Source organism: Pseudomonas sp. St386 (assembly GCF_018325865.1).
Taxonomy (GTDB): domain Bacteria; phylum Pseudomonadota; class Gammaproteobacteria; order Pseudomonadales; family Pseudomonadaceae; genus Aquipseudomonas; species Aquipseudomonas brassicacearum.
On sequence record NZ_AP021900.1, the window covers coordinates 3,506,500 to 3,532,569 of the forward strand.

A 26,070-nucleotide genomic window follows, 5' to 3' on the forward strand; every position below is an offset into this window, starting at 1 on the left:
AATGGAGCAAGCCCCGTGAGCGATAAAAAGCCGAAAAAAGATCAAGAAACGGTCAATGACTCAGGTCTTAACCGACGCGGTTTCCTCGGCGCCTCAGCCCTGACCGGCGTTGCGCTGGCCGGTGGTACCGCCCTTGGCAGCGCAGTATTTACCCGCGAGTCCTGGGCAGCGGCGGCCAAGGATGCTCAATCGAAAATTCATGTGGGGCCAGGCGAGCTGGACCAGTACTACGGTTTCTGGAGTGGGGGCCATCAGGGCGAAGTGCGGATCATGGGCGTTCCGTCGATGCGCGAGTTGTTACGCATACCTGTGTTCAACGTCGACTCCGCCACCGGTTGGGGGCTGACCAACGAAAGCAAGCGGATACTGGGTGATAGTGCAAGGTTCCAGAATGGCGACTGCCACCATCCGCACTTGTCCATGACCGACGGCAAGTACGACGGCAAGTACCTGTTCATCAATGACAAGGCCAACTCCCGGGTCGCGCGCATTCGCCTGGACATCATGAAGTGCGACAAGATGCTCACCGTGCCCAACGTGCAAGCCATCCATGGCCTGCGCCTGCAAAAGGTGCCGCATACCCAGTACGTGTTCGCCAACGCCGAGTTCGTCATTCCACACCCCAATGACGGCAGCACTTTCGACCTGCAGGATAAGAACAGCTACACCATGTTCAACGCCATCGACGCCGAGAAGATGGAAATGGCCTTCCAGGTGATCGTCGACGGCAACCTGGACAACACCGACGCTGACTACACCGGCAAATACGCCGCCAGCACCTGCTACAACTCCGAGAAGGCCTACGACCTGGGCGGCATGATGCGCAACGAGCGCGACTGGGTGGTGGTGTTCAACATCCCGCGCATCGAAGCGGCGATCAAGGCCGGCAAATTCATCACCTTGGGCGATGCCAAGTCGCCGGTTGTCGACGGTCGCAAAAGCGACGGCAAGGACAGCGAGTTCACCCGCTATATTCCGGTTCCGAAGAATCCTCACGGCATCAACATGTCGCCCGATGGCAAGTATTTCATTGCCGCCGGCAAACTCTCGCCCACCTGCACCATCATCGCCACCGCCAAGCTTGACGATCTATTTGACGACAAACTCAAAGACCCACGGGATGTGGTAGTCGGTGAGCCGGAACTGGGCCTGGGGCCCCTGCACACCACCTACGATGGCCGAGGTAATGCCTACACCACCTTGTTCATCGACAGCCAGGTGGTGAAGTGGAATGTGGAAGAGGCGATCCGCGCCTACAAGGGCGAGAAGGTCAACTACATCAAGCAGAAACTCGATGTGCAGTACCAACCCGGGCACAACCATGCGTCGCTGACCGAAACCAGTGAGGCCGACGGCCAGTGGCTGGTGGTGCTCAGCAAGTTTTCCAAGGATCGCTTCCTGTCGACCGGTCCCTTGCACCCGGAAAACGACCAGTTGATCGATATTTCCGGCGACGAGATGAAACTGGTGCACGACGGCCCGGCCTTCGCCGAACCGCACGACTGCGTCATGGCCCGTCGAGACCAGATCAGGACCAAAAAGATCTGGGACCGTAACGATCCGTTTTTTGCCGAAACCGTGGCGATCGCCGCCAAGGACGGGATCAAGCTGGAGAGCGACAACAAAGTCATCCATGACGGCAAGAAAGTACGGGTGTACATGACCTCGATGGCCCCGGTCTACGGGGTTACTGAATTCACCGTCAAGCAAGGGGATGAGGTCACGGTGACCATCACCAACATCGATAAGGTGGAGGATGTCAGCCACGGGTTCGTCATGACCAACCACGGTGTGAGCATGGAGATCAGCCCACAGCAGACCTCGTCTATCACTTTCATCGCCGACAAGCCTGGCTTGCACTGGTATTACTGCAGTTGGTTCTGCCATGCGCTACACATGGAAATGGTCGGCCGGATGTTGGTCGAGCGAACTTGAACAGTGCCTCAGGGCCGCGAAGAAGGTAATGCCGTGCCCAGAGCCTCGCTCAGTGATCCACTACATGGCATGGCACTTTTACTGTTGGTGCTTGTGTCGACGCTCGCCCAGGCGTCGCCACGCCCCATCACCGAACTGCCCCTGCAAACCAACGGTGATCGGCGCTGGATTCTGCCGGCGGGCGATTACCCGGGGCAGTTCAGCGTCGATCAATCGATGCAGATCGAATGCGCGGAAGGTGCGGTGATTGACGCCCAGGGGCAGGGCAATGCGCTGTTCATCAGCGCACCCGACGTGCGGATCGAGGGATGCACATTGCTCGACTGGGGGCGTGACATGACGGCCATGAATTCGGCGGTGTTCATCGGCCCCAAGGCCCGGGGGGCGGTGGTACGTCATAACCGCATGAAAGGCCCCGGCTTCGGCATCTGGGTGGACAGCACCCATGATGTCAGCCTGATTGACAATGACATCGAAGGCGACCCGGGCATTCGCTCCCAGGATCGCGGTAATGGGATTCATCTGTATGCCGTGCAGGGCGCGCGGGTTATGGGTAACCACGTGCGGTTGACCCGCGATGGTATCTACATCGATACCTCGAATGGCAACTTGCTGCAGGGCAATACCCTGGAAGACCTGCGCTATGGCGTGCACTACATGTATGCCAACGACAACCAGTTACTGGGCAATACCACCCGCCGCACGCGCACCGGTTATGCCTTGATGCAGAGCCGCAAGCTGACGGTGATTGGCAATCGCTCCGAGCAGGACGAAGGCTACGGCATCCTCATGAACTACATCACCTATTCCGAACTGCGCGACAACGTCATCAGCGACGTGCGCAGCGGCTCCGCCGACGGCGGTATGGTCAGCGGTGCCGAGGGCAAGGCGCTGTTCATCTACAACTCGCTGTTCAATGTCATCGAACACAACCATTTCGAGCGCAGCGCCGTGGGTATTCACCTCACTGCTGGCTCCGAAGACAACCGTATCGCCGACAACGCCTTCGTCGACAACCAGCAGCAGGTCAAATACGTTGCCAGCCGCACGCAGGAGTGGTCGGCGGACGGTCACGGCAATTACTGGAGTGATTACCTGGGCTGGGATCGCAATAACGATGCGATTGGCGACGTGATCTATGAGCCCAATGACAATGTTGACCGCCTGCTCTGGTTGTACCCGCAGGTCCGTCTGTTGATGAATAGCCCGGGCATTCAACTACTGCGCTGGGTGCAGCAAAGCTTCCCGGTAACGAAGTCGCCGGGGGTCAAGGACAGCTATCCGTTGATGAATCTTCCAACCATGCCCCAGACACAGCAGCCGAACTTATGAACGCAGTCGACATTGAAGGGGTTAGCCAGCGCTACGGCAGCATGACCGTGCTGCGCGACTTGACCCTGAGCCTGGGCGAAGGTGAGGTGCTGGGCTTGTTCGGCCACAACGGAGCGGGCAAGACCACGGTGATGAAGCTGATCCTGGGACTGCTCAAGGCCAGTGCCGGTCAGGTGCACGTACTCGGTTGCCGACCCGCACAAGCCGAGGTGCGTCGCCAGCTGGGGTACCTGCCGGAAAACGTGACGTTCTACCCGCAACTCAGTGGTCGCGAGACCCTGCGCTATTTCGCTCGCCTCAAGGGCGCCGCGTTGACACAAGTAGATGAGCTACTGGAGCAGGTCGGTCTTGCCAGCGCCGCAGACCGTCGGGTGAAAACCTACTCCAAAGGCATGCGCCAGCGTCTGGGGCTGGCCCAGGCGGTTCTCGGTGAACCTCGCCTGTTGCTGTTGGACGAACCCACGGTGGGTCTTGATCCTATCGCCACCCAAGAACTTTACCTGTTGATCGACCGTCTGCGTCAGCGGGGCGCCAGCATCATCCTCTGTTCCCATGTGTTGGCGGGGGTCGAAGCGCACATCAATCGTGCGGCCATCCTGGCCAATGGCTGCTTGCGAGCGATCGGGAGTCTGACCAGCCTGCGTGAAGAGGCTGACTTGCCGGCGCGTATTCGCGTCAGTGGGCTGGCCGAACGCGAGCAGTGGTTACAGCGCTGGAAGGCCGCCGGACACATCGCTAGCGCGATGGAGGGCAACGGAGTCGAGGTGATGGCAGTCAACGGTCACAAAGTCGATCTGCTGCGCCAGTTGTTTCAGGAAGACCAACCGCAGGATATCGACATCCAACAACCGTCCCTTGAGGACCTTTACGGCTATTACATGAGTCATGCAAGCGCCGCCACTGAAGGCACTCACTCATGACGCAGATTTGGAGTATCGCCGCCAAGGAGTTCAGCGACGGCCTGCGTAACCGCTGGCTGCTGGCAATCAGTCTGTTGTTCGCCGTTCTGGCGGTGGGGATCGCCTGGCTTGGCGCGGCGGCATCCGGGCAAGTGGGTTTCACCTCGATTCCGGCAACCATTGCCAGCCTCGCCAGCCTGGCAACGTTCCTGATGCCCCTGATTGCGCTACTGCTGGCCTACGATGCCATTGTCGGGGAGGAGGAGGGCGGCACGCTGATGCTGCTGCTGACCTACCCGCTAGGTCGTGGCCAAATCCTGTTGGGCAAGTTTGTCGGTCATGGCCTGATTCTGGCCTTGGCCACCTTGATTGGATTTGGTTGCGCCGCAGTGGCCATCGCCTTGCTGGTCGATGACGTCGAGTTGGGGCTGCTGCTCTGGGCGTTCGGTCGCTTCATGGTGTCTTCCACGCTACTGGGTTGGGTCTTCCTGGCGCTGGCTTATGTCTTGAGCAGCAAGGCCAGCGAGAAATCCAGCGCCGCCGGGATGGCGTTGGGCGTGTGGTTTCTCTTCGTATTGGTATTCGACCTGGCACTGTTGGCATTACTCGTGCTCAGCAAGGGCCGGTTCAACCCGGATCTCTTACCGTGGCTTCTGCTGCTCAACCCCACCGATATCTATCGCCTGATTAACCTCTCTGGTTTCGAGGGCAGCGGTAATGCCATCGGTCTCATGGCATTGAGCAGTGATTTACCGGTGTCGATTTCGGTGCTCTGGCTCTGCTTGTTGTTCTGGGTCGGCGCTTTGCTGTTGCTGGCTTATTGGATGTTTCGCCGTCGGCTGACTTGATTCATTACGCTCGAGGCTATTGCGATGAACACTCTGTACCTGATCGGAGCCCGTGCTCTGGTCGTCTTTATCTGTTTAGGATTGGCTGCTTGTAATGATCGCGCAGAAGAAAAGCAAACCCTTGCGCCGACGGCTTTCCATCAGAGCGACGAGTGTCATGTCTGCGGCATGGTGATCGCCGACTTCCCGGGCCCCAAGGGTGAGGTCGTGGCAAAAGGCACGGTCAAGAAGTTCTGTTCTACCGCAGAAATGCTTGGATGGTGGCTTCAGCCAGAGAATCACCTCACTGAGGCGAAACTGTATGTGCACGACATGGGTAAAAGTGCCTGGGAGAAACCCGACGACCATTACTTGATTGATGCCACCAAAGCCTACTATGTCGTCGGGACCCGGCTCAAAGGTTCCATGGGCGTGGTCCTGGCGTCATTTTCCGAGGAGGCCGCCGCGCGCAAGCTGGCCAACGAGCAGGGCGGCAGAGTTCTGCGGTTTGAGGACATCGATCTGACGCTTTTGCAACAATCGTCCACGATGTGACTGAATGAGCGCCACATCGCAGAAGAGAGCTGGCTCACTTCTGCGATGTGTAGACTTCCTTGAAAACTTACCTCGACAACATCACTGGCGCTTTTCTCGCGGGCAAACTTACTTCAGCGCCAGGATCCAGTCGGCCAAGGTCTTCGCTTCTTCGTCGGTCACTTGGTTGGCGGGCATTGCAATGGGACCCCATTTACCGGTGCTGCCTTCCTTGATGCTTTTAACCAAGGTCGCCGACGCGTCAGCTTGCCCGGCGTATTTAGCGGCTACTTCCTTGTAACCTGGACCGACCATTCGAGCATCGACCATGTGGCAGCCCACGCACGGCTTACTCTTGAAGAGAGCTTCGCCATCAACGGCTTGAGCCGTCTGCAAGGTCAGGGCAGCACCCAGGGCCAGCAGGGGAATAAATATATTTTTCATCGGTGTTTCCTCAGACAGGGAAGCGGACTCGAAACGGCCTGCTTTCGGTTTATTCAACAGGCTTCGTGTTGAACATTATGAATGGACAATGAATGGCCCAGGCAAACTCGCTTCGGTATAGACCGAGGCATGTTGATAGGCGTCCATTTATGTGAAAGGCGGTATTGTTACTTTTATTAGAGGCTCGGCTGTTCACGAGCGTTCAATTGTTTAGCGACTCTACGCTAAAGATCAAAACTTAACCCTGCTTGTTATTTGCTGACTGGGTCGCATTCAGCAATTATTTATTTTATGCAGCCTAGCAGGTTGAATTGTATGGCTTTAAATCAGCAGACAACTATTTTATCCTCGATAATTTTAGTTAATTGGTTTCCACCTCCCTCTATTTGCCCGGCCTCCGAGCGGCTCCTGATACGAATGTATCCCTGGGTATCGACCAACACCTTCGTGCAATCGTCCCTGCGATATCGCGGTGGTTTGATCAAGCCTGCGTGAGTCGGACAGACGCAACTGACCGTGACCAGGCGTGCCATCGCCAGTGAGCTGTTCCGGCAACGACCTGATCGCCAGCGCCGCCCAGGAACAGTCCAAGGCGTCGATGGGGATCCATGAGCGCTTGCAAAGCGTCCAGGCCGTGGCTGAGCGCAATGCCGACAACATTGGCATCCTGACTCGCAGCAGCCAGTGCCTGCCACCGTTGGCAGAGCGGTTGGCGGTGTTGGGGCAAGCGTTTCATGGCAAAGCCGGGACGGTCTGAGCGGCAGGATCTGCAGTGACGACCGCGCCTACATACCGGTAGCAAACGCCGGAGGATGTTCGAGGGCCAGCCGTATCTCGCGAAACGCAACTTCGTACTGGCAGAGCATGCGCAACGCCCAATCAGCACGCCCCCGAATGCGATTGTCGTCTTCGTGGGCCGGTTCCTGGTCGTTGAGCATCGACTCCACCTGCCGAATGATCAGATGTTCCGGCAAATACGTGATCCGGCAATTCTTGTAGCTCGACGCACGCAGCTCGGCGATGGGATAGGCGCCGCCAAGTCCAGCCGAGACGCCCACCAACAGCGCGGGTTTGTGCCCGAGCTCATTGATCCCCGCATAGAGGAAGAAGTTCTTCAGCGCGGGGCAGGCCATGCCATTCCACTCCGGGCTGATCACGATCAGTGCTGTCGCTTTGGCAAGGATCGATTGTTGGGCAAGCCACACCTCATCGCGGTCTTTTTCCGGCCAAAGCGGCAATCGGCAGGCGGCCAGGTCAATCAAGTCGCTGGCGTCGCACAGGTTGAGATCCGTCAGTCGCTGGCGCAGATAACGCGCCACTTTCAGCGACTGACTGTCCTCGCGGTTGGAACCCGACAGCACAACGATGTGGCGGCTCATTGCGTCACCTCCGGTTGTGCGCTGGCCTTGGGCGCGGTACGGCGTGAGCGCACGACAGGCCAGAACAATTCCTCTTGCCAACTGATCGGTGACAGGTGCTCGATTCCGTAGGCTGGCGGGCGTCGGCGCGTGATTTTTGCCGTCCCGAACAGCACATCCCATAGAAACAACAGGTTGCCGAAGTTGCCTTTGTAATGGGTGACACCGTCCTCGGCCGTCAAGCCATGGTGGGCAGAGTGGGTGGACGGGGTGGAAATTATCCGCTCCAGAAGCCAGACCACAGGCCGCAAACCACGAACCCCATAAAGCCTGTCATCCCATGCAACACTGCTGTGCGCCGCGAAAATAACAGTCATCTTGATGATCAGGTAAACGTAGTAGACCGGCGCGAGGCCCAGGTAGATCAGCATGCCGGACAGCCAGATCCCGGGCATGAGCAGGTAATAAAAACTGTTGTTGCGGTAAACGATCCGGACGCTCATGTAGGGCGCGGAATGATGGGCGCGATGCAACGCATAGAGGGCGGGAACCCGGTGAGTCAGGCGATGCCACCAGTATTGAGTCATGTCGTCCAGCAACAGGAACAACACGAACCCGGCGGCCCAGGGGATCGCCACCAGCGCGTCTTTCATCTGTGGGGCAACCAGGCTGAGCAACTTGCCGCTCAGCCACATGACGGCGGGGAAGGTGATTGCAACCAGGATCCCGGAGCCGATGACTTCAATCAGTACATCACGCTTGCCGCCCGATGACTGGCGCAAGGCCGAGCAAGCAAGTTCCAGCAAAATGAAGGCGAGGAATATCCCGGCCACGACTGCAGAAGGATTATTGGCGAGCATTGTTGTATTCATGGCACTCTCGATTAAGGCCCCAGCGGGCAATGCCATTTCATTAGAAGCCAGCGAGTCAGCCCTCCCAATGCGCGAAACGGACAGAATCGAGCGAGAAGCGGTCAATCGTTCACCCCAACGCTTTCACCGGGGCAAATTGGGCCAGGTGCTGGAGCGTTTCCTGGACAGTCACGCTGGCGGGAGGCAAAAAGACTACAACCTGATCGAGCTGGATCAGCTCTGGCGCGAAGCGGCGCGCGTCGATCCGGCGATCGGCTTGAAACTGTTTGCGCTATTTACGCCTCAGGACTGGCACGTCCTGGCTTATCTTTGCCTGTACAGTCCTGACGTGTTGTCGTCCATGCAGCTTTGGGCGCGGTACGCCGCGCTTGCCTCGGACACGGACACGGTGCGCTTGCTCAATGACGAAAACGGTCTGGGCGTCGAGTTGAGTGTCGATGCACCGGGGGATTTGGCGCGGTACGTCGTAGAGCACTATGGCGTGATGGCCGTTACGCAATTACGGCGAGGAACGGGACAGGACATACGACCGACTCTCGCCAGATTCGCCCATTCGCGGCCCTCGTATTACCAACAGTACAGCCAATGGTTTGGAGACCGTATCGAGTTCGACTGCCCGGACAACCGTTTCTATTTCGATGCCCCAAGCGCATGCCTGCCGATGCAGACGCGTCATCACGGCATGTTGGAACTGTTGACCCAGGAACTCGACCGCCGGGTTGCCGCGCACCGCAGTTTCACCGGCTGGTCGGCCAGGCTGGCCGACGGTGTCCGGCGATCACTGGCCAAAGGCGAAACGCCAACGCTGGTCGATCTGGCGCAAGCACTGCACCAGACGCCGAGGACCCTGCGCAGGCGCCTTGAGGAACAAGGCACGACCTTCAGGCAGTTGCTCGACCAGGTTCGCGCCGAACTGGAGTTGCTCCTGGAAATGCAGGGCGAATCCCTGGCGCAGATCGCTGCTCAGTTGGGTTACAGCGATACGACCGCGTACCTGCATGCACGAAGCAGATGGCGGGCGGTGAAGTAAGGCAATCAGCGAGCCCTCCGGATACGAATGTATCTCTGTGTATCCAAGGCCATTGTTGATACGGACGATTTCATTCAAGGCCGTCGCTGACACATGCGCGATACCTGGCCGACGTCAAATGAGCCCACCGAGACAGCCCAAGCCGTCTCACTGGCTCACCCCACGTCGGAGATAACGTCATGAACTGGAAAAACCTCAGCATCGCGTCCCTGTTTGCCGCACTGAGCCTTGGCGCTGTCGCGGCCAATGCCCAAGGCAGCATCAAGCCTCACACCTACATGTATGGCGACCACCTGGATGTCGCCAAGGTGCTTTCGGTCAAGCAAGGCTCGGGCTGCGGCGTCGTGGAGACACGCATGACCTACCTGGACTCGGCCGGCCAGATCCAGGCACTGGACTACAACGCCGTCGCTCAGGACTGCGCTCAGGACAATTGATCCAGGTCCGTGGGCCACTCACTCAAGGAGAGTCATCATGCTTGCAATTTCATCCGTTTGCGCCTGGCACCGTTGCCTGGTTCACACCGCCTGGGGCAGTGCGCTCAGTCTCGCACTGCTCGCTGCCAGCCCGGGGGCCTGGGCGGCCACCGTCGACGTCGCGCCATCCGGCACGGTTCAATCGTCTCAATCCGAAGCCATCCGTCCATACCGCATCCATGTCGATGACGCGAAGCTGGCCGAACTGCGCAAGCGCATTGCCGACGCCCGTTGGCCGGACAAGGAAACCGTCAACGACGTTTCCCAGGGCGTGCAACTGGCCCAGGTACAGGACTTGGTGAAGTATTGGGGCAACGGTTATGACTGGCGCAAGGCCGAGGCCAGGCTCAATGCATTGCCCGAATTCATCACCACGATCGATGGTGTCGACATCCAGTTCATTCATGTGCGTTCGCGTCATCCCAACGCCATGCCGCTGATCCTTACCCATGGCTGGCCGGGTTCGCAGTTCGAGTTTCTCAAGACCATCGGCCCGCTGACCGATCCGACCGCTTACGGCGGTCGCGCCGAAGACGCTTTCGACGTCGTGATCCCCTCGATTCCCGGCCACGGCTTTTCCGGCAAGCCAACTGAGTTGGGCTGGGGCCCGGACCGCGTGGCCAAGGCCTGGGACGTGCTGATGAAACGCTTGGGCTACACCCATTACGTGTCCCAGGGCGGTGATCATGGGTCGGTCATCTCCGACGCCCTGGGCCGCCTGGCGCCGCCCGGTTTGCTGGGCATCCATTTGAACATGCCGGCGACCGTGCCGCCGGAGCTGGTGAAGCCGATCAACAGCGGCGAACCGGCACCTGCGGGGTTGAGCGGTCCGGAACGCACTGCCTACAACTCGCTGAGCACCTTCTTCGGCCGCAATGCAGCCTACGGCGCGATGATGGTGACCCGGCCGCAGACCATCGGTTATCTGCTGGCGGATTCGCCCTCGGGCACAGCGGCATGGATGTACGAGAAGTTTGCCGCCTGGACTGACAGCGACGGCAAGCCGGAGCGTGTGCTCAGCCGCGATGAAATGCTCGACGACATCAGCCTGTATTGGCTGACCGACACCGGCGCATCGTCCTCCCGTTTCTATTGGGAGAACAACAACAATAACTTCAGTGCGGCGGCGCAAAAAACCGCTGACATCAAGGTCCCGGTGGCGATCACCGTGTTCCCCCACGAAATCTACCAAGCCCCGAAAACCTGGGCCCAGCGGGCCTATCCATCGCTGTCCTACTTCAACGAAGTCAGCATGGGCGGCCATTTCGCTGCCTGGGAGCAGCCGCAATTGTTCAGCGAAGAGTTGCGCGAGGCATTCCGGCCATTGCGTAGCGCCGCGCAAAACACCGTCGCCCAGACCGCCCATTAAACCTTTCCTGGCGGCTCCGGACTGGGAGCCGCTCACCCGCCATTCGTAAGGGAGATTCACATGGACACGACTCTGAACCACCCATCCGCACTGCGCCGTACTCGTTTGTTCACCCCAGCCATCCTGGTGTTCGCGATGATGCAATTGGGCGCCTTGGGCTTCGCGTCGTCGCAGGCAAACGCCGCCGATGTACCTGCCAGCACCATCGGCGCCATCACCCCGGGTAGTCACACCTCGTTCGGCCCGTTGAAGCACGTCAAGGCCGGCCTGCTGGACGTTTCCTATGCCGAGGTCGGTCCCGCCGACGGGCCGGTGGTCATCCTGCTGCATGGTTGGCCCTATGACATTCACAGCTACGCGGATGTGGCGCCAGCGCTGGCAGAGAAGGGCTATCGCGTGCTGATCCCGTACGCCCGCGGTTATGGCGATACGCGTTTCCTGTCGGCCAAGACCCTGCGCAACGGCCAGCCTTCTGCACTGGCAAGCGATCTGATTGATTTCATGGACGCACTGAAGATCAAGCAAGCCGTGCTCGGCGGTTATGACTGGGGCGCACGCACCGCCGACATTGTCGCGGCCCTTTGGCCGGAGCGGGTGAAGGCGCTGGTGGCGGTTAGTGGCTACCTGATCGGCAGCCAGGAGGCCGGCAAGACACCGCTGCCACCGGCCGCCGAACTGCAGTGGTGGTATCAGTTCTACTTTGCGACAGAGCGTGGTCGCCTCGGCTACGAGAAAAACACCCACGACTTCGCCAAACTGATCTGGCAGCTGGCGTCGCCCAAGTGGAACTTCGACGACGCGACGTATGACCGAAGCGCCGCCGCTTTGCAGAATCCCGATCATGTCGCCGTTTCAATCTTCAACTATCGCTGGCGGCTGGGCCTGGTCAAGGGCGAGGCCAAATACGACGCGCTGGAAAAGAAACTGGCGACGTTCCCGTCGATCAGCGTGCCGACCATCACCTTGGAGGGTGATGCCAATGGCGCTCCTCATCCCCCCGCCGAAGCCTATGCCAAGCGTTTCACTGGCCAATACGAGCATCGCCTGATCGATGGCGGTGTCGGCCACAACTTGCCGCAAGAAGCGCCGCAGGCTTTCGCCCAGGCTGTGATCGACGCTGATCATCTGCGCTAACACTCAAAACCCAAGGAGTATTCAATGAAAAAAGTCATTGCCGTACTGGCGTGCAGCGCTGGTCTGTTCATCGGTGCCAACGCGTTTGCACAAACTGAAAAACCCACCGTGGTCCTGGTCCATGGTGCCTTTGCCGATGCATCAAGCTGGAATGGTGTCGCCAGGATTCTCGAGAAAGACGGCTACACGGTGGTGGCGGCGGCCAACCCTCTGCGCAGCGTGAAAAGCGATGGCGCGGCGGTGTCAGCCTTGTTGACCAGCATCAAGTCTCCCGTTGTGCTGGTCGGTCATTCCTACGGGGGCAACGTGATCAGCGAAGCGGCCAATGACCACGCCAACGTCAAGGCACTGGTCTACGTCAGCGCGTTCGCCCCCGAGGCGGGGGAAACCGTCGCCGGACTTGCCGGCAAATTCCCCGGCAGCACCCTGGGCCCAACCCTTGCCGCGCCTGTCCCGCTGACTGATGGCGGCAAGGACTTGTACATCCAGCAAGCCAAGTTCCACGACCAGTTCGCCGCGGATGTTCCCGCCGGACAAGCGGCCCTGATGGCCGCGACTCAACGGCCGGTCACGGAAGCGGCTTTGAACGAGCAGGCCGGGCCGCCCGCCTGGAAGCACATTCCGTCCTGGTACATCTATGGCGACAAGGACAAGAACATCCCGCCGCAGGCCATGGCGTTCATGGCCCAGCGTGCCGAGGCCAAGGCGGTGAAAGTGGTCAAGGGCGCGTCCCATGTGGTGATGGTTTCAAACCCCGAGCCGGTCGCTCGCTTGATTGAGACAGCCGCTGCGGCGAAGTGATACTCATCTGAGCGGCCTCGGAAGATAGAGCGCGCCTCTCGAAGGCGGGTTGTACCTTCATTCTCTGACGGATTGCAGGGATCGAGGCAACGGTTGTCTGAAACAACGGTATTTCTCCCCAAGGTCCGAGACCTGAAATTCCCTTGGATCAGGCAACGATGCCGGCGAATCCGGCAAACGGATAGGCGTTTCGCTCCACATACTCTCGCGGCCCTGAGGCCCTGCCACAGCAGTATCCGAGTGGCAGGGGCTTTTGTAGGCCATCGAAAACATGCGTGCGAGTGCTTGATATGGAGAACAACACGATCCGCTTTGCCTGCAACGGCTGCGGGATCTGCTGCAAGGGCCGGCTGATTCCGCTGACGTTGGATGAGGCAAGGCAGTGGCTAAACCGCGGACATGAGGTGGCGGTCATACTGGAGGCGTTCGATGAGTCAACCTGGCCTTCCGAGCCTAGGCAATTCGCCCACAGCGCCCAACGGGCCGTGGCAGTCACCAGTGGCGATGCCCAGATTCGAGTCGTTGTGGTACTGGCGGGTAATGCGCTGACGCAATGCCGCAATCTCGGCGACGATGGTCGTTGCGGTATCTATGAAGAGCGGCCGTTGGTCTGTCGAATCTACCCGATGGAAATCAATCCGCTCATTGCCTTGCGTCCTGCCGACAAGGTCTGTCCGCCTGAGGTCTGGGAGGCGGGCGAGGTCTTGTTTACCGACCGCGTTGTCGATCCGATCCTGGCCGATCAGATCGAACGTTCCCGCCAGGCGGACAGGGACGACGCCCGGGCCAAGATTGCGCTGTGTGAAGCGATGGGCATGAACGTCGCCGCCTGGAAGGGCAACGCGTTGGCGGTGTACTTGCCTGATCGGGCGCAATTGGCTGAAGCGATCATTCGCTACGATCGCGCGCCCGTGGCACCGACAGGTCTGGATTGGAAAGTGCGGGTCGAAACGCCGGCCCTGGCCCAACAACTGCTGCAAGTGGGTATCGCGTTGGATGATCATCAGTCAACCGGCTACATCTTCCAGAATCTTTAGGCACCCAGCGAAGCCATCACTTTGTGCACCCCCACCCCATGAAACATCTTGTAATGCCCGGCTGCCAGTGACTGATGCGCGCTACGGATCGTTAAATCGTGCAAGAAATTGCGTCAATCAGGCAAGCGACTCGAATCGCCGACCCAGCATACTGCGTCCATATTGATCAACGACTTGCGGTGATGCCGAACAGTATTCGCCATCACCGCAAGTCGTGGGTCCGATGTTTTCAAGGAGTGAAATGTGCACACCGATTTCAACAGCGATCAGGGCGTCTGCGACATCAGTCGCCTGGCCGGTTCGGTCAGCCAGCTTGTGCCCAGCGAGGGCGACCAGATCACCGCCATTGCCGGCTTGAGCCTGCATCGGCGCAACGCGATCACCGCGCCGACGCACTGCATCTATGGCCTGGGTATCGGCGTGACCTTGCAAGGCCGCAAGCAAGCCATGCTCGGGGACGAGATACTGACTTACGCGCCGGGCCAGTCCATGGTGACCTGCGTGGATCTGCCGGTCATTTCCCATGTCTCCCAAGCCAGCGTCGCCAAGCCGTTCCTGGGCATGATGCTGAGATTCGACAGCACGATGGTCATGCAGGTGGCCGAGCGCATGCAGTTGTCACAACGCATGAGGGACGACGCGTTTCGACCGATTACCGTACAAGCGCTGGATGCCGGGGTGCTGGACGCCCTGCGGCGCTTGATAGAACTGCTGGAGGAACCGTCGCTGCTTGAGACAGTGGCTCCGCTGATCAAGGAAGAGATCATCGCTCGCCTGTTGAGCGGTGCCCACGCGCCACAGTTGCTGCATGTGATCGCTGCCGGGTCACCCAGCCAGCACATCGCCAAGACGGTTGCCTGGCTGAAACTGAATTTTCGCCAGGCGTTGCGCATGGACGATCTGGCGGCACAAGCGCACATGAGTCCATCCACGTTTCGCCAGCATTTTCGGACCGTGACCGGTATGAGTCCGTTGCAATACCAGAAGCAGCTGCGGCTACAAGCCGCTCGGCAGTTGATGTTGAGCCAGAACGTCGATGCGAGCAGTGCAGGGGGCCTGGTTGGCTATGAAAGTGCCTCGCAGTTCAGCCGTGAATACAGCCGTCTCTTTGGGGCGCCACCGCAGCGGGATATCAAGCGCATTCGCTTGTGATCGTGAGGCTTGTCTGGCATTGCGACCAGACAGCCTCACACGCCTGTCACGTCAACTTGAAAGGCAACTCACGCAACGGTTTACCCGTCAGGCTCGCCACCGCGTTGGCAAAAGCCGGGGCCAGTGCCGGCAGGCCGGGTTCACCCATCCCCGTAGGAGGCTCGGCGCTGGGCACGATGTGGACGGCAAACGCCGGCATGTCGGTAATGCGCGGCACGCTGAAGTCAGCAAAATTGCTCTGCTGCACCACGCCATCTTTCAGGGTGATCGCGCCACCTGGCAGGCACATCGACAATCCCATCAGCGCCGCGCCTTGGACCTGGGCCTCGACACTGCGTGGGTTGACGGCCAGGTTGCAGTGCACACCGGCCGTCACGTTGTGTAGCACCGGCCGGCCGTCCTGCACCGAGGCTTCGACGACGTAGGCCACCACCGAGCTGAACGACTCGTGGACCGCCACGCCCCAGGCATGGCCCGCCGGTAACTGGCGCTTGCCATACTCGCTCTTGTCCACGGCCAATTGCAGCGCCTCGCGATGGCGTGGGCTCTGCTCACCAAACAGTTTCATCCGGTAGGCCACCGGATCCTGCCTGGTCGTGCGGGCGATCTCGTCGATCAGCGTTTCCATCACAAACGCCGTATGGGTGGAGCCCACACTGCGCCACCACAGCACGGGAACGTTGAGCTTGGGGTGATGAACCGTCAGCCGCATGGGCAGCGGATACGGATTGCGCAGGCCTTCCGTGGCGGTCGGGTCGATGCCGTTTTTCACCCGCCCGCCAAACACGGTGCCGGTGATGATCGATTGGCCCACCAGGGCGTGGTCCCAGGCGAGCACCTTGCCGCTGTCGTCAAAACCGATGCGCGCACGGTGCAGGTGCATGGGGCGATAGTAGCCGCCCTTGATGTCGTCCTCCCGACTCCAAAGGGTGCGGATAGGGGCGTTGACCCCGGCGGTGCGGGCGGCCTTGGCGACCTCACAAGCCAGTACGACGAAATCGTTGGTGGGCACACCGCGCCGGCCAAAACCACCGCCGGCGGTCTGCACGTTCACCTGGATCTGTTCCGGCTTGAGGTTCAGCACCTTGGCGGCCGCGGCACCATCACCGCCAGGGAACTGCGTACCGACCCACAGTTGAGCGCCATCCTCGGCTAGCTGCACGGTGCAGTTGAGGGGCTCCATCGGCGCATGGGCGAGGTAGGGAAACACGAACTCGGCGTCCAGTTGATGCGGCGCGCTGGCAAGCGGCGTCATGTCTGCATCAAAGTGCAGCGGGCCGGGTTGCTTGGCCAGTTCCCGGTATTGAGCCCATTGTTTCTCGCTGTCCACTTTTTCTACAGCGCTCGCATCCCACTCCACCTTCAGCGCATCGCGTGCCAGCTTTGCCTGCCAGTAACTGTCGGCGACCACCGCAACACCTTCGGCGCCGCCGTCCAGCGGTATGCGCAACACGGCTTTTACACCTTTCGTGGCACGTGCCGCGCTGTCATCCAGGGAGGCGATTCTGGCGCCGAACACCGGTGGCCGGGCGACGACAGCGGTGAGCTGCCCCGGCAGATGCATGTCGATGCCAAAATCCTGCTGGCCGCTGCTCTTGGCCTTGGCATCGATACGGGTGGTGGCCTGGCCGATGATGCGGAAATCCTTGGGATCCTTGAGCGTGATCTGCTCGGGCACCGGCATCGCCATCGCGGCTTCGGCCAGCTCGCCGTAGCTCGCTTTACGGCCTGCCGGGCCGAGGACCATGCCGGCCTGGGTGCTCAGGCTCGCCACGTCGACGTTCCAGCGCGCGGCGGCGGCACTCAGCAACATGGCGCGGGCGCGGGCGCCGAGTTCGCGGTACTGGGTATAGCTGTTCTTGATCGAGTTGGAACCGCCGGTGAGGTGGATGCCGAAGGCCGGGTCCATGTAGGCGGCGTCGCTGTTGCCGTTGCGACTGCGTACCAGGCTCCAGTCGGCATCGAGTTCTTCGGCAAGAATCATCGGCAAGCCGGTCTGCACGCCCTGGCCGAACTCCAGGCGGTTGATGGTTACCGTGACCTCGCCGCTGGGCGCGATCTGCACGAATGCCGAGGGTTGCTGGGTCGGTTTGAGCGGCGCGGCAGCACCATTGGCCTCCTGCGCCAGGGCCAGGTGAGGAAAAGCGCCGAGCGCCAGACCACCGACGCCGACGATCTTGAGAAAACTGCGGCGCGGCAGCGTAGCGGGACCGTCAGCCTCGTCGCGTTCAAGCAGGTGCTGCAAGGCGCGAGGGTGCTCGTTCGGGAAAATCTCGTTCAACATGGTCTGCTCCGATCAGGCAAGGGCTTTGGCAGCATCAGCCACCGCGGCGCGGATACGGGCGTAGGTGCCACAGCGGCAGATATTGCCGGCCATGGCCGAGTCGATCTCGGCGGCCGTGGGCTGCTTGCCCTTGGGCTGGGCCTTGAGGAAAGCGGTCGCGCTCATGATCTGGCCGCTCTGGCAGTAGCCACATTGCGCCACGTCATGCTTGACCCACGCTTCGTGCACGGCGCTGCCGACCGGGTCGCTGCCGTTGGTTGCCGCTTCGATGGTGGTGATCTTCTTGCCTTCGGCGGCGGCAATGGGCGTCACGCAGGAACGAATGGCCTGGCCATCCAGGTGTACGGTGCAGGCGCCACACAACGCCGCGCCGCAGCCGAACTTGGTGCCGGTCATGCCCAGCGTGTCGCGCAAGGTCCAAAGAATCGGGGTGCTTGGGTCTACGTCGACCGTGTATTCACGGCCATTGATGTTGAGGGCGCTCATAGGGGTACCAGCTCCGGATGGTTTGGCTCTGGTCAACTATAGAAAGCAATGCCGGGGGGCGATTGCACAATCCGGGCGGATAATTGCCTGATCGTGCGAATCGAAAAGGTGCTGAGTGTTGCCACAGCACAGGTGAGATCCCAACAGACAACACCCAACAGACAACCAAGCCAGGAGAGCGTCACGTGTGAGTTCCACTCCCTGGCCCCGAACAATACTGACCGCTTACAGCAATGGAATGCTATAGCTCACGATCAGGCGATTCTGATCCTGGTCACGAGCAATATCGCTGCGGGACATGCCGTTGCGCCAGCCGAAACCGACGTTCTTCAACGCGCCGCTCTGAATTACATAGTCCAGGGAGATATCACGCTCCCACTCACTGGCGTCCTGGCCGCTGGCCGTCTGGATGTTGTCGCCCTTGAGGTACATCACCGAGGCCTTCAAACCCGGCACGCCAAGCCCTGCGAAGTCATAGGCATACTGGGCGAATGCCGTGCGCTCGCCGGCCTGGATGAATGTCTGGATGGTACGGTCGGTGTAGAGGTAGAGACTCGCGCCGCCTTCGCCTTTACCCACCAGGCCGCCCTGGTTCAGTTGTGTAAAGTTGCTGTCTTCGGACACGCTTTGATAACCGGCGGTAATGGCATGGCCGCCCAACGAGTAAATGAACGCCGCACTCCAGGTATCGTTGTCGATTTCACCGCTGCCGTCCTTGGTATAGCCGCCGACTTTGTAACCACTGGCGCGACCGGCTGCGCTGCCGTTCTTGCCATCGGACGTGGTCTTGAAATAACGCAGGTCGGTTTTCAACGAGCCGTATTCACCCAACGGTAATACATGCAGCAAGCCGGCGAAGTGCTGCTGGTAATAATCTTCCAGATTGGCGTAGTAATACTGGGCGGTCAGGTCCTTGGTCAGTTTGTAATCGCCACCGGCAAAGGTGAATTTGTTGCTTTCCTGGCTGCCGCCCGCCACGGCCAGGCCGGCGCTGTCACTGGAAGCACGGCCGGTGGCGTGTTCCAGTTGTCCGGCAGTGAAGGTCAGGTTGTCGATTTCATTGCTGGTGACTTGGCCACCCTCGAAGGTTTGCGGGAGCAGGCGGCCATCGTTGGAAACCAGGATCGGCAGCTTCGGCTGCAAAGTGCCGTAACGCAGTTCGGTCTTGGAAACACGCATCTTCGCGGTTGCACCGAGACGCGACCATTGGTCCGCCGCCTTGTCACCATCGTTTGGGAACATCGAGCCGCCAACATGACGACCCGCGCCGCTGTCGAGCTTCAGGCCTAGCAACCCGATCGCGTCCAGGCCAAACCCCACGGTACCGTCGGTAAACCCGGATTGATAATTGAGCATGAAGGCCTGGCCCCATTCTTCGGTCTTCGAAGGTGCGGCGGCGCCATCACGGTTATCGTTGTTGAAGTAGAAGTTGCGCAAGTTCAAGTTGGCTTTGCTGTCGCTGATAAAATCAGCCGACGCCAATGGACTCAGGACCAGACTCACACCGCCAGTTAAAACACTCAGTACTTGCAATAGGGCTTTCATCAGGACGAACTCCACCGCGGAATCACTGTTCCGGGCATGTTGGAAAGGCAGCAGTAAGCTCTCGGCCGATCACCTGATTGGCCGATGCGTTAAATGACTCGTTAGAAAATCTTCAATGCATAGAGTGGGGTAGGGGATAAATCTCCAAAGCGTGCCATCAGTGAAAGTCCTGGGTTATCAGTCGATCAATCCATGAGCGTCATAAAAGGGGTACGGCCCGGGATACTCGCCAAACACGCCGTTATGGGTCACCAACCCCTGTCCATGCCAGTGGTGCAGCAGGTAGCCGGGTGGTTCCAGGTTGAAATGCGCGGGAGCGGTTGGCTGTAGATCCAGGACAATTTGATGGGAGGTGCCGGGACACACGCAGCTCAGGCTGCCACCAAAGCGTCGCTGCATCGGCCGATGCAAATGCCCGCACAGCAGGCGCTCTACCTGCGGATGACGGGCGATGACCTGCTCCAGCGCCGAGGCGTTGACGAACGGTTCGCGGTCCATGTGGCCGATGCCGCTGATAAACGGCGGGTGGTGCAGGACCAGCAGCGTTGGCACGTCGGGGCGACCGGCCAACTGTTCATCGAGCCAGCTCAACTGGCTATCCAGCAACCGGCCGCCATGGCCGCCGGGAATGGTGCTGTCCAGGCCGATCAGGCGCAGCGGATGTTCGTCAACCACCCAATCCAACGGGGCTCCGGCCACGCTTGGCAAATAGTCATGATCGGCAAATGCCGCCCGCAAATGTTCGCGGTTGTCATGGTTACCGGGAACCAGGTAGCAAGGCATGTGCAGGCGCGCCAGTTCGGGGTGCAGCACGGCATATTCATCAGGGCGACCGAAGTCCACCAGGTCGCCACTGATCACCACGATGTCGGGACGCGGCACCCGGGCATTCAAATGGTCAACGGCATGACGCAACGCGGCGAGGGTATCGACGACGCCATAGGTCAGTTTTTCTCCGGCCTTGAGATGCAGGTCGCTGATCTGCGCAATGAGAAACGGATGATTCAAAATAAGCCCTCTGAAAACACGAATATCACGATGACAAGGTGAACAGCACCTGCGGCTCGACGGCCAAGGAAACCAGGGCGCCAGGGGTGTGTATGACGCTGTCGGTGCTGTCCACCAGCAATGGCTGGGCGGCGCCGACGTCCACCAACAGGCGGCTTTGGGCTCCCTGGAAAAACTGGCCCACCAGTCGCCCGCGCAGATGCCCCTCGTTGTCCATCACCCGCAAATGCTCGGGGCGACAATAGACGGTGGCGGGCAGCCCGGCACCACGCCATGGCAACTCTCCGCCATGGACTTTCAAGCTCAGGGAGGTGTGCTCGAGCACCGCGAAAGCGTTGAGGTTGCCGACAAAACTGGCGACGAAAGCGCTGGCCGGTTGCTGATAGATTTCCCGTGGGCTGGCCAATTGCGCAACGCGGCCGCGCTCCATGACCAGGATCCGATCGCCCAGCGCCATGGCTTCGCCCTGGTCGTGGGTGACGAACACGGCGGTAATGCCCAGATGGCGTAGTAACTGATCCAGTTCGCTGCGCAGGCGCTCACGCAACTGCGCGTCCAGTGCCGCCAAGGGTTCATCGAGCAGCAATACCCGGGGCTTGGGCGCCAGGGCACGGGCGAGCGCGACCCGCTGGCGCTGACCGCCGGACAACTCGTGGATGCTGCGCTTGCCATGATCCTGAAGGCCCACCAGTTCCAGCAGCTCCGAGCAACGCTTGTTCCGTTCGGCAGGCGCCATGCCGCGAATCTTCAAGCCATAGACGATGTTGCCGGCCACATCCAGGTTGGGAAACAACGCATAGTTCTGGAACACCATGCCCACGTCGCGCCGCTCGATGGGCAGGCGGGTAACGTCGGTGTCGCCAAAAAATACCTGCCCCACATCCGGGCGTTCGAGCCCGGCGATCAGCCGCAGGGTGGTGGTTTTACCGCAACCGGACGGACCGAGGATCGCCAAGGTTTCGCCGGCCTCTATGGTCAGGTCCAGGTCATGGACGGCAACGGTGCCGTCCGAGAACGCCTTGCGGCAACCCGCCAGGCGAATGGTGGTTCCGGTCATCGTTTGTCTCCACGGGAAAGGCGCGCGCTGATGGCCTGCAACGCAATCAGCAGCGGCACGATCATCAGCAGGAATATGAGGGTGTAGGCGCTGGCGACTTCCAGCCTGGCCGAGGCATAGCTGTCCGCCAGGCCTACCGGCAATGTCTTGGTCATCGGCGTGTGGAGCATCCAGGTCAGGTTGAACTCGCCCAGCGACAGCGTGACAACCATGAGTACCCCGGCGAGAATCCCTGCCCGACAATTAGGCACTACCACACTGAAGAATCGTCGCAACGGCCCGGCGCCAAGGCTGGCTGCGGCTTCTTCCAGGACGGGCAAGTGCTGGCGTTGCATCACCGCCATCACCGGACGCACGAGGAACGGCAGGGTGAACAGCACATGGCCGACGAGAATGAACAGCCAGCTGCTGCGAAATCCGCCGAATTGGCCATAGGTGAGCAGCAACGCCAGGGCGCTGGCCAGGCCTGGCATCGCCACCGGTAGCACCATCAACTCCTCGAACGCACGGCTGAAGCGGTTGTTCATCCGTACCAGCGCGTAAGCCGCCGGAACACCCACCACGCAAACACTTATTGCGCAGGCCACTGCCAGTTGGAGGGAGAGCCACACCGTCGGCGAATAGGCCTGCCAGACTTGCACCAGCCAATCGAACGTCAGGCCGCTGGACACGCCCTGGAAATAATTGCGTGTCAGCCCGGCCAGCAGTGACATCAGCACCGGCGCCAACATGAACGCGCAGACCAGCAGGGTGAACAGCAACTGCCCGATGAACAGCGTTGAGCGTCTCACAAGACTGTCCTCGAATTTTTCGCCAGGCGCCTGGCCAATAGCAGCACCGCCCAGGTCAGCGCCCCCAATACCACCGACAGCGCAGCCGCCACGGCGAAATTGGCATAATTGGTGAACACGTTGTAGATCGCCACCGGGGTCACGTTCAGGCGGGTGCCCAAGGTGAAGGCCGTACCGAACGCGCCCATGGAAGTGGCAAAGCAGATCGCTCCGCACGAGACCAGCGCCGGCGCCAGGCCTGGGACGATGACATCGCAGATCACTCGCCAGTGGCCGGCGCCCAATGAATGCGCGGCTTCTTCCAGGCTGCGATCCAGGCTTTCGCAAGCGGCCATCACCGTGAGGATCACCCGCGGAATCGAGAAGTACAGGTAACCGATGCAAAGGCCCATCAGCGAGTAGGCGAAGATCCAGCGTTCACCCGCCAGCTCGAGGCCAAGGCTGGCGAACAAGCCTTGGCGCCCAGCCAGCAAAATCACCAGGAAACCGACGACCACACCGGGGAATGCCAGCGGGAAGGTCAACAAGGCGACCAACAGCGAACGACCGAAGAAGCGCTGGCGACTGAGGAAAACCCCACTGATGCCACCCACCAACAGCGCTGCGAGGGTCGTCGCCAAAGCCAGCAGGCAAGTCTGTGCCAGACTGCCCAGGTATTGCGCACTGCCCAGTACCTGCCAATAACCGTTTTCGCCGCCGTCGCGACGTTGCCCGCCCAGCACGATCAGGTGCGCCAGCGGCAACAGCCAGAACGCAAACAGCACCGCTGCCGCAGGCGCCAGGGCCCAGGCCGCGGTCAGCCGCAGACGCGGCACCGTGGCCTGGCCCGACGAGACTCCCCGGGCTTTTATTACCGAGGCGGTCACTTACTTGACCTCTTTCAGGTAACGCGCGGAAAAGGCTTCCTGCGCCGCCGCCATCTGCTCGTAGTTGACCACACCGGCCCGGGCGTAATCGCTGTCCGGCAGGAACTGTGCGGCGACGTCGGCTGGCATCCTCATCGCCCGCACCGGCCGCAGGTAGGCCTTGGCCCAGAGCGCCTGGCCTTGCTCGGACAGGACGAAATCCAGGACCTTCTCGGCGTTGGCTCGATGGGGCGCGTTGCCGACGATGCTCATCACGTAAGGCACGCTGATGCTGCCTTCCTTGGGAATCACGAAAGCGACGTTGGCCTTGTCCTTGTAGCGCGCCCGGTAGGCGTTGAAATCGTAATCGACCAGGATCGGCAGTTCACCGGACAACACCCGCGCATAAGCGGTCTGCTTGGGCACGATGGGTGAGTTTTTCGCCAGTTTCTGGAAGTAATCGATGGCAGGCGTAAAGTCATTGAGGCTGCCGCCCATGGCCTGGTTGATCGCTACCGCAGAAACGTAGCCGACGAACGCACTGGACGGATCAAGGTAGCCGACCATGCCTTTGTACTCAGGCTTGAGCAGATCGCCCCAGCTTTGCGGCACGGGCAAACCGCCCAGTGCATCGACGTTAACCATGATGCCCAAGGTGCCGGAGTGAATGGCAAACCAGTGTCCTTGCGGGTCCTTCAAACCGTCCGGGATCTGCTCCCAGCCCTTGGGCTTATAGGTGCCGACCACCCCGGCTTTTTGCGCCTGCAAACCGAAGGTCACGCCGTAATACACCACATCCGCCACTGGCGCGGCCTGTTCGGCCACCAGTTGTGCCAATGCCTGCCCGGAGTTCTTGTTGTCCAGCGGGACCTGCACGCCGGTGGTATCGGCAATGGCCTTGAGCTGCGTGCCCCAGTCGGCCCATTCCGGTGGGCAGTTGTAGCAAATCGCCGTTTCGGCAGCCTGGGCCAGGCTGGCAACGCCGCAAAGCAGCAACGTCGCCAGGGTTTTACTGAAGCGGATCATCAAGCGTCTCCTCGTAGGGTTGAGTACTTTCGCCCGGCCGGATATGGCAGGGCAGGCAATGGGAAACCGGTGCGGCGCCGCCGATCTGCGCCAGCAGTTGGTCGATCACGGTGCAGGCCAGGGCTTCGATGGGCTGGACGACGCTGCACAGCGTCGGGTGCATCTGAGTGCCGAGGGCGATGCCATCAAAGCCAATGACTGAAAGCTGCTGGGGGACGTGCCAGCCGTTGCGACGCAGTTGTGCAATCAGGCTGATTGCCAACAGATCGTTGGAGCAAACCAGCGCACTGAGGGCTTGCGGGCCTTGCAGCAGCGGCTCGATGGCGGCGAAGTCGGCTTGGGTATGGGCCGGCATTTCAATCACCGGCAGGCAGTCGAGACCGGCCTCACGCATGGCGTCGCAATAACCGGCGTAACGCAGGCGAGCACGGTCCGATTGCAGTGCCGGGCCGGCCACCATGCCAATGCGCCAATGCCCGGCTTCGAGCAGATAACGCGTGGCGAGGGCCATGCCGGCACGGTTGTCCACCGACACGGCGCTGTAGTCCGGATTGCCCGGCTGGTGATAGGCCAGCACAAAAGGCGTGTCCTCGTTGTCCAGGCTTTGCAGCACGCGGTTGCTCTCGGCGTCGGTCACCGTGAGGACCAGGCCGTCGACACGCTGGCGCAACAACTCCTCGACCACCACGCTTTCGCGCTCGCTGCTGTAGTCGGTCGTTGCCAGGAGCAGGTTGTAGCCGCGCAAGCGCGCAGCGCGCTCCATGGCCTGGAATTGTTCGGCGAACACTGGATTGAGCAGGTTAGGGACCACCACACCGATCAGCTTGGTCACCTGCAGGCGCAGTTGGCGGCCCAGACGATTGGGCCGAAAACCCAGTTGGCGCGCAGCGGCGAACACTTGCTCGCGGGTCGCCGGACGCACCACTTCAGGGGAGGCAAAGGTGCGGGCCGCGGTTGCCCGCGAAACCCCAGCCAAACGTGCCACTTCTTTCAAATCAGTCATTGTCACTCGCTTGAGATCGATCTCATTGGCGAGGACAGTACCCAGCCGCCATGGCATTTCAGCGACGGAGTGATGACGATTTGATGTCAGTTTGCGATAGCAGCCTCTGACGGTTATGCAGGTCGCGCACGCCGCATCTGGTCGCAGGTCGGCGAATGGACGCGCTGGCACCAACCATTGGTGCAGGTGGGCGCCGAAGGGGCGATGGTTACTTGCGAATCAAGGCTATGACGTATTCGCACACTTGCGATGTGGCGTTTTCGAACGTGCAGGCTTCTTCCGGCAGCCCCAGTTGCAAACAGTCGCCTTGCTCCAGGACATAGGTGGTAGTGCCCTTGGTAAACGTCAGCGTGCCTTGCGTGGTCCACACCTGCTGATGAAGGAACGCATAGGCCGTGGCGGGGTAGCTGATACGCACGCCCGGAGGCAGTTGCACGCTGATGAGTTCCAACGGCCAGCCCTCCCGCGGGGAGACTTGCTGGCGCGAATAGCCGGTTTCCGGGTCTACCCAGCGCGGTTGCTCTGCCGCCCTTGAAAGAAGTCCCGAGCGCCCCTCGGCTCGATGCAACAGTGTGGAGAGGGGCAAGCCGAACGCCCCCGACAACCGACCAAGGATGGTCGAAGTCGGGCTGACCTGCGCGTTTTCAATTTTGCTGATCATTGCCTTTGATACGCCAGATAGCTGGGCGAGCTCGCCGATGGACCATTCCCGAGCGGTTCGCTCGGCTTTGATGGTGAGGGCGATGTCGATGGGTTGATTGTTCACTATAGAAGACTTCCAGATCGGGGTGATTTAATTTGAGCTTAGCGCCCGACATGCATCTT

General features: G+C 60.4%; 26 protein-coding genes. 13 read left to right on the forward strand and 13 right to left on the reverse strand.

From position 1 onward, the window contains the following. The first annotated feature begins 15 nt into the window (after positions 1–15). From nosZ to KI235_RS15390, 5 genes are all read left to right on the forward strand, one after another. Positions 16–1,935: a TAT-dependent nitrous-oxide reductase gene (gene nosZ, locus KI235_RS15370; RefSeq protein WP_212795128.1), complete on the forward strand. Its 1,920-nt coding sequence runs from the start codon at positions 16–18 to the stop codon at positions 1,933–1,935. Positions 1,936–2,004: 69 nt separating this feature from the next. Beyond that, on the forward strand, positions 2,005–3,267 hold the full coding sequence (locus KI235_RS15375; RefSeq protein WP_212795129.1) for a nitrous oxide reductase family maturation protein NosD: 1,263 nt from the start codon (positions 2,005–2,007) through the stop codon (positions 3,265–3,267). Continuing rightward, positions 3,264–4,187: an ABC transporter ATP-binding protein gene (locus KI235_RS15380; RefSeq protein WP_212795130.1), complete on the forward strand. Its 924-nt coding sequence runs from the start codon at positions 3,264–3,266 to the stop codon at positions 4,185–4,187. The genes KI235_RS15375 and KI235_RS15380 overlap by 4 nt, the downstream gene beginning before the upstream one ends. Further along, positions 4,184–5,014, forward strand: a complete 831-nt coding sequence (locus KI235_RS15385; protein WP_212795131.1) for an ABC transporter permease subunit — start codon at positions 4,184–4,186, stop codon at positions 5,012–5,014. Before KI235_RS15380 ends, KI235_RS15385 begins: the two co-directional genes overlap by 4 nt. A gap of 24 nt (positions 5,015–5,038) precedes the next feature. Further along, positions 5,039–5,548, forward strand: coding sequence for a nitrous oxide reductase accessory protein NosL (locus tag KI235_RS15390; protein ID WP_212795132.1), 510 nt, complete (start codon positions 5,039–5,041; stop codon positions 5,546–5,548). A gap of 108 nt (positions 5,549–5,656) precedes the next feature. Here the strand turns inward: KI235_RS15390 and KI235_RS15395 are convergent, their stop codons facing one another. Continuing rightward, positions 5,657–5,971: a c-type cytochrome gene (locus tag KI235_RS15395; RefSeq protein ID WP_212795872.1), complete on the reverse strand. Its 315-nt coding sequence runs from the start codon at positions 5,969–5,971 to the stop codon at positions 5,657–5,659. Between the two features lie 526 nt (positions 5,972–6,497). Here KI235_RS15395 and KI235_RS15400 point away from each other — a divergent pair. Continuing rightward, positions 6,498–6,728, forward strand: a complete 231-nt coding sequence (locus KI235_RS15400) for a hypothetical protein (protein ID WP_244864251.1) — start codon at positions 6,498–6,500, stop codon at positions 6,726–6,728. A gap of 28 nt (positions 6,729–6,756) precedes the next feature. Here the strand turns inward: KI235_RS15400 and KI235_RS15405 are convergent, their stop codons facing one another. Together KI235_RS15405 and KI235_RS15410 are read right to left on the reverse strand one after the other, a co-directional pair. Then, on the reverse strand, positions 6,757–7,350 hold the full coding sequence (locus tag KI235_RS15405; RefSeq protein ID WP_038858994.1) for an NAD(P)H-dependent oxidoreductase: 594 nt from the start codon (positions 7,348–7,350) through the stop codon (positions 6,757–6,759). Further along, positions 7,347–8,201 (reverse strand): sterol desaturase family protein, encoded by an 855-nt coding sequence (locus KI235_RS15410; protein ID WP_212795133.1) that lies wholly within the window; start codon positions 8,199–8,201, stop codon positions 7,347–7,349. The genes KI235_RS15405 and KI235_RS15410 overlap by 4 nt, the downstream gene beginning before the upstream one ends. Before the next feature lie 67 nt (positions 8,202–8,268). Here KI235_RS15410 and KI235_RS15415 point away from each other — a divergent pair, with 67 nt between their 5' ends. The 7 genes from KI235_RS15415 to KI235_RS15445 all read left to right on the forward strand — a co-directional run bounded on the left by KI235_RS15415 (position 8,269) and on the right by KI235_RS15445 (position 15,200). Next, on the forward strand, positions 8,269–9,231 hold the full coding sequence (locus KI235_RS15415; RefSeq protein WP_028236883.1) for an AraC family transcriptional regulator ligand-binding domain-containing protein: 963 nt from the start codon (positions 8,269–8,271) through the stop codon (positions 9,229–9,231). A gap of 179 nt (positions 9,232–9,410) precedes the next feature. After that, entirely contained in the window at positions 9,411–9,668 is a 258-nt protein-coding gene (locus KI235_RS15420; RefSeq protein ID WP_003201821.1) for a DUF2790 domain-containing protein, read from the forward strand. Between the two features lie 37 nt (positions 9,669–9,705). Then, complete coding sequence (locus tag KI235_RS15425) at positions 9,706–11,076, forward strand: epoxide hydrolase family protein (protein ID WP_039011963.1); 1,371 nt, start codon at positions 9,706–9,708, stop codon at positions 11,074–11,076. Between the two features lie 60 nt (positions 11,077–11,136). Further along, positions 11,137–12,210, forward strand: a complete 1,074-nt coding sequence (locus KI235_RS15430) for an alpha/beta hydrolase (RefSeq protein WP_013693352.1) — start codon at positions 11,137–11,139, stop codon at positions 12,208–12,210. A 24-nt stretch (positions 12,211–12,234) separates the two neighbouring features. Continuing rightward, positions 12,235–13,011 (forward strand): alpha/beta hydrolase, encoded by a 777-nt coding sequence (locus KI235_RS15435; protein WP_003201829.1) that lies wholly within the window; start codon positions 12,235–12,237, stop codon positions 13,009–13,011. Positions 13,012–13,301: 290 nt separating this feature from the next. After that, complete coding sequence (locus KI235_RS15440) at positions 13,302–14,048, forward strand: YkgJ family cysteine cluster protein (protein ID WP_212795134.1); 747 nt, start codon at positions 13,302–13,304, stop codon at positions 14,046–14,048. A 243-nt stretch (positions 14,049–14,291) separates the two neighbouring features. Further along, entirely contained in the window at positions 14,292–15,200 is a 909-nt protein-coding gene (locus tag KI235_RS15445; protein ID WP_003201833.1) for an AraC family transcriptional regulator, read from the forward strand. A gap of 46 nt (positions 15,201–15,246) precedes the next feature. On the opposite strand, the gene KI235_RS15450 is transcribed toward KI235_RS15445, so the two are convergent. The 10 genes from KI235_RS15450 to KI235_RS15495 form a co-directional block, all read right to left on the reverse strand. After that, positions 15,247–17,484: a xanthine dehydrogenase family protein molybdopterin-binding subunit gene (locus KI235_RS15450; RefSeq protein ID WP_212795135.1), complete on the reverse strand. Its 2,238-nt coding sequence runs from the start codon at positions 17,482–17,484 to the stop codon at positions 15,247–15,249. A 12-nt stretch (positions 17,485–17,496) separates the two neighbouring features. Continuing rightward, positions 17,497–17,970 (reverse strand): (2Fe-2S)-binding protein, encoded by a 474-nt coding sequence (locus KI235_RS15455; protein WP_003201837.1) that lies wholly within the window; start codon positions 17,968–17,970, stop codon positions 17,497–17,499. 225 nt (positions 17,971–18,195) lie between these two features. Continuing rightward, positions 18,196–19,515: an OprD family porin gene (locus KI235_RS15460; protein ID WP_003201839.1), complete on the reverse strand. Its 1,320-nt coding sequence runs from the start codon at positions 19,513–19,515 to the stop codon at positions 18,196–18,198. A 177-nt stretch (positions 19,516–19,692) separates the two neighbouring features. Beyond that, positions 19,693–20,523 carry a phosphodiesterase gene (locus KI235_RS15465; RefSeq protein ID WP_003201841.1) on the reverse strand — a complete coding sequence of 277 codons (831 nt, stop codon included), beginning with the start codon at positions 20,521–20,523 and terminating at the stop codon, positions 19,693–19,695. Positions 20,524–20,548: 25 nt separating this feature from the next. After that, complete coding sequence (locus KI235_RS15470) at positions 20,549–21,580, reverse strand: ABC transporter ATP-binding protein (protein WP_003201844.1); 1,032 nt, start codon at positions 21,578–21,580, stop codon at positions 20,549–20,551. Further along, positions 21,577–22,371 (reverse strand): ABC transporter permease subunit, encoded by a 795-nt coding sequence (locus KI235_RS15475; protein ID WP_212795136.1) that lies wholly within the window; start codon positions 22,369–22,371, stop codon positions 21,577–21,579. The genes KI235_RS15470 and KI235_RS15475 overlap by 4 nt, the downstream gene beginning before the upstream one ends. Next, positions 22,368–23,222: an ABC transporter permease gene (locus KI235_RS15480; protein ID WP_085983272.1), complete on the reverse strand. Its 855-nt coding sequence runs from the start codon at positions 23,220–23,222 to the stop codon at positions 22,368–22,370. The genes KI235_RS15475 and KI235_RS15480 overlap by 4 nt, the downstream gene beginning before the upstream one ends. Positions 23,223–23,237: 15 nt before the next feature. After that, positions 23,238–24,242, reverse strand: a complete 1,005-nt coding sequence (locus tag KI235_RS15485) for an ABC transporter substrate-binding protein (protein ID WP_060613871.1) — start codon at positions 24,240–24,242, stop codon at positions 23,238–23,240. After that, positions 24,226–25,245, reverse strand: coding sequence for a LacI family DNA-binding transcriptional regulator (locus tag KI235_RS15490; RefSeq protein WP_028236876.1), 1,020 nt, complete (start codon positions 25,243–25,245; stop codon positions 24,226–24,228). Before KI235_RS15490 ends, KI235_RS15485 begins: the two co-directional genes overlap by 17 nt. Before the next feature lie 208 nt (positions 25,246–25,453). Then, entirely contained in the window at positions 25,454–26,011 is a 558-nt protein-coding gene (locus KI235_RS15495) for a helix-turn-helix transcriptional regulator (RefSeq protein ID WP_003201855.1), read from the reverse strand. Positions 26,012–26,070 lie beyond the last annotated feature (59 nt).

What these genes read in the sequence shown, in the direction of transcription:
- KI235_RS15375 (WP_212795129.1), top strand. Translation starts at nt 2,005, where the DNA reads ATGGCACTTTTACTGTTGGTGCTTGTGTCGACGCTCGCCCAGGCGTCG.
- KI235_RS15380 (WP_212795130.1), top strand. Translation starts at nt 3,264, where the DNA reads ATGAACGCAGTCGACATTGAAGGGGTTAGCCAGCGCTACGGCAGCATG.
- KI235_RS15385 (WP_212795131.1), top strand. Translation starts at nt 4,184, where the DNA reads ATGACGCAGATTTGGAGTATCGCCGCCAAGGAGTTCAGCGACGGCCTG.
- KI235_RS15390 (WP_212795132.1), top strand. Translation starts at nt 5,039, where the DNA reads ATGAACACTCTGTACCTGATCGGAGCCCGTGCTCTGGTCGTCTTTATC.
- KI235_RS15395 (WP_212795872.1), bottom strand. Translation starts at nt 5,971, where the DNA reads ATGAAAAATATATTTATTCCCCTGCTGGCCCTGGGTGCTGCCCTGACC.
- KI235_RS15405 (WP_038858994.1), bottom strand. Translation starts at nt 7,350, where the DNA reads ATGAGCCGCCACATCGTTGTGCTGTCGGGTTCCAACCGCGAGGACAGT.
- KI235_RS15410 (WP_212795133.1), bottom strand. Translation starts at nt 8,201, where the DNA reads ATGAATACAACAATGCTCGCCAATAATCCTTCTGCAGTCGTGGCCGGG.
- KI235_RS15415 (WP_028236883.1), top strand. Translation starts at nt 8,269, where the DNA reads ATGCGCGAAACGGACAGAATCGAGCGAGAAGCGGTCAATCGTTCACCC.
- KI235_RS15420 (WP_003201821.1), top strand. Translation starts at nt 9,411, where the DNA reads ATGAACTGGAAAAACCTCAGCATCGCGTCCCTGTTTGCCGCACTGAGC.
- KI235_RS15425 (WP_039011963.1), top strand. Translation starts at nt 9,706, where the DNA reads ATGCTTGCAATTTCATCCGTTTGCGCCTGGCACCGTTGCCTGGTTCAC.
- KI235_RS15430 (WP_013693352.1), top strand. Translation starts at nt 11,137, where the DNA reads ATGGACACGACTCTGAACCACCCATCCGCACTGCGCCGTACTCGTTTG.
- KI235_RS15435 (WP_003201829.1), top strand. Translation starts at nt 12,235, where the DNA reads ATGAAAAAAGTCATTGCCGTACTGGCGTGCAGCGCTGGTCTGTTCATC.
- KI235_RS15440 (WP_212795134.1), top strand. Translation starts at nt 13,302, where the DNA reads ATGGAGAACAACACGATCCGCTTTGCCTGCAACGGCTGCGGGATCTGC.
- KI235_RS15450 (WP_212795135.1), bottom strand. Translation starts at nt 17,484, where the DNA reads ATGTTGAACGAGATTTTCCCGAACGAGCACCCTCGCGCCTTGCAGCAC.
- KI235_RS15455 (WP_003201837.1), bottom strand. Translation starts at nt 17,970, where the DNA reads ATGAGCGCCCTCAACATCAATGGCCGTGAATACACGGTCGACGTAGAC.
- KI235_RS15460 (WP_003201839.1), bottom strand. Translation starts at nt 19,515, where the DNA reads ATGAAAGCCCTATTGCAAGTACTGAGTGTTTTAACTGGCGGTGTGAGT.
- KI235_RS15470 (WP_003201844.1), bottom strand. Translation starts at nt 21,580, where the DNA reads ATGACCGGAACCACCATTCGCCTGGCGGGTTGCCGCAAGGCGTTCTCG.
- KI235_RS15485 (WP_060613871.1), bottom strand. Translation starts at nt 24,242, where the DNA reads ATGATCCGCTTCAGTAAAACCCTGGCGACGTTGCTGCTTTGCGGCGTT.
- KI235_RS15490 (WP_028236876.1), bottom strand. Translation starts at nt 25,245, where the DNA reads ATGACTGATTTGAAAGAAGTGGCACGTTTGGCTGGGGTTTCGCGGGCA.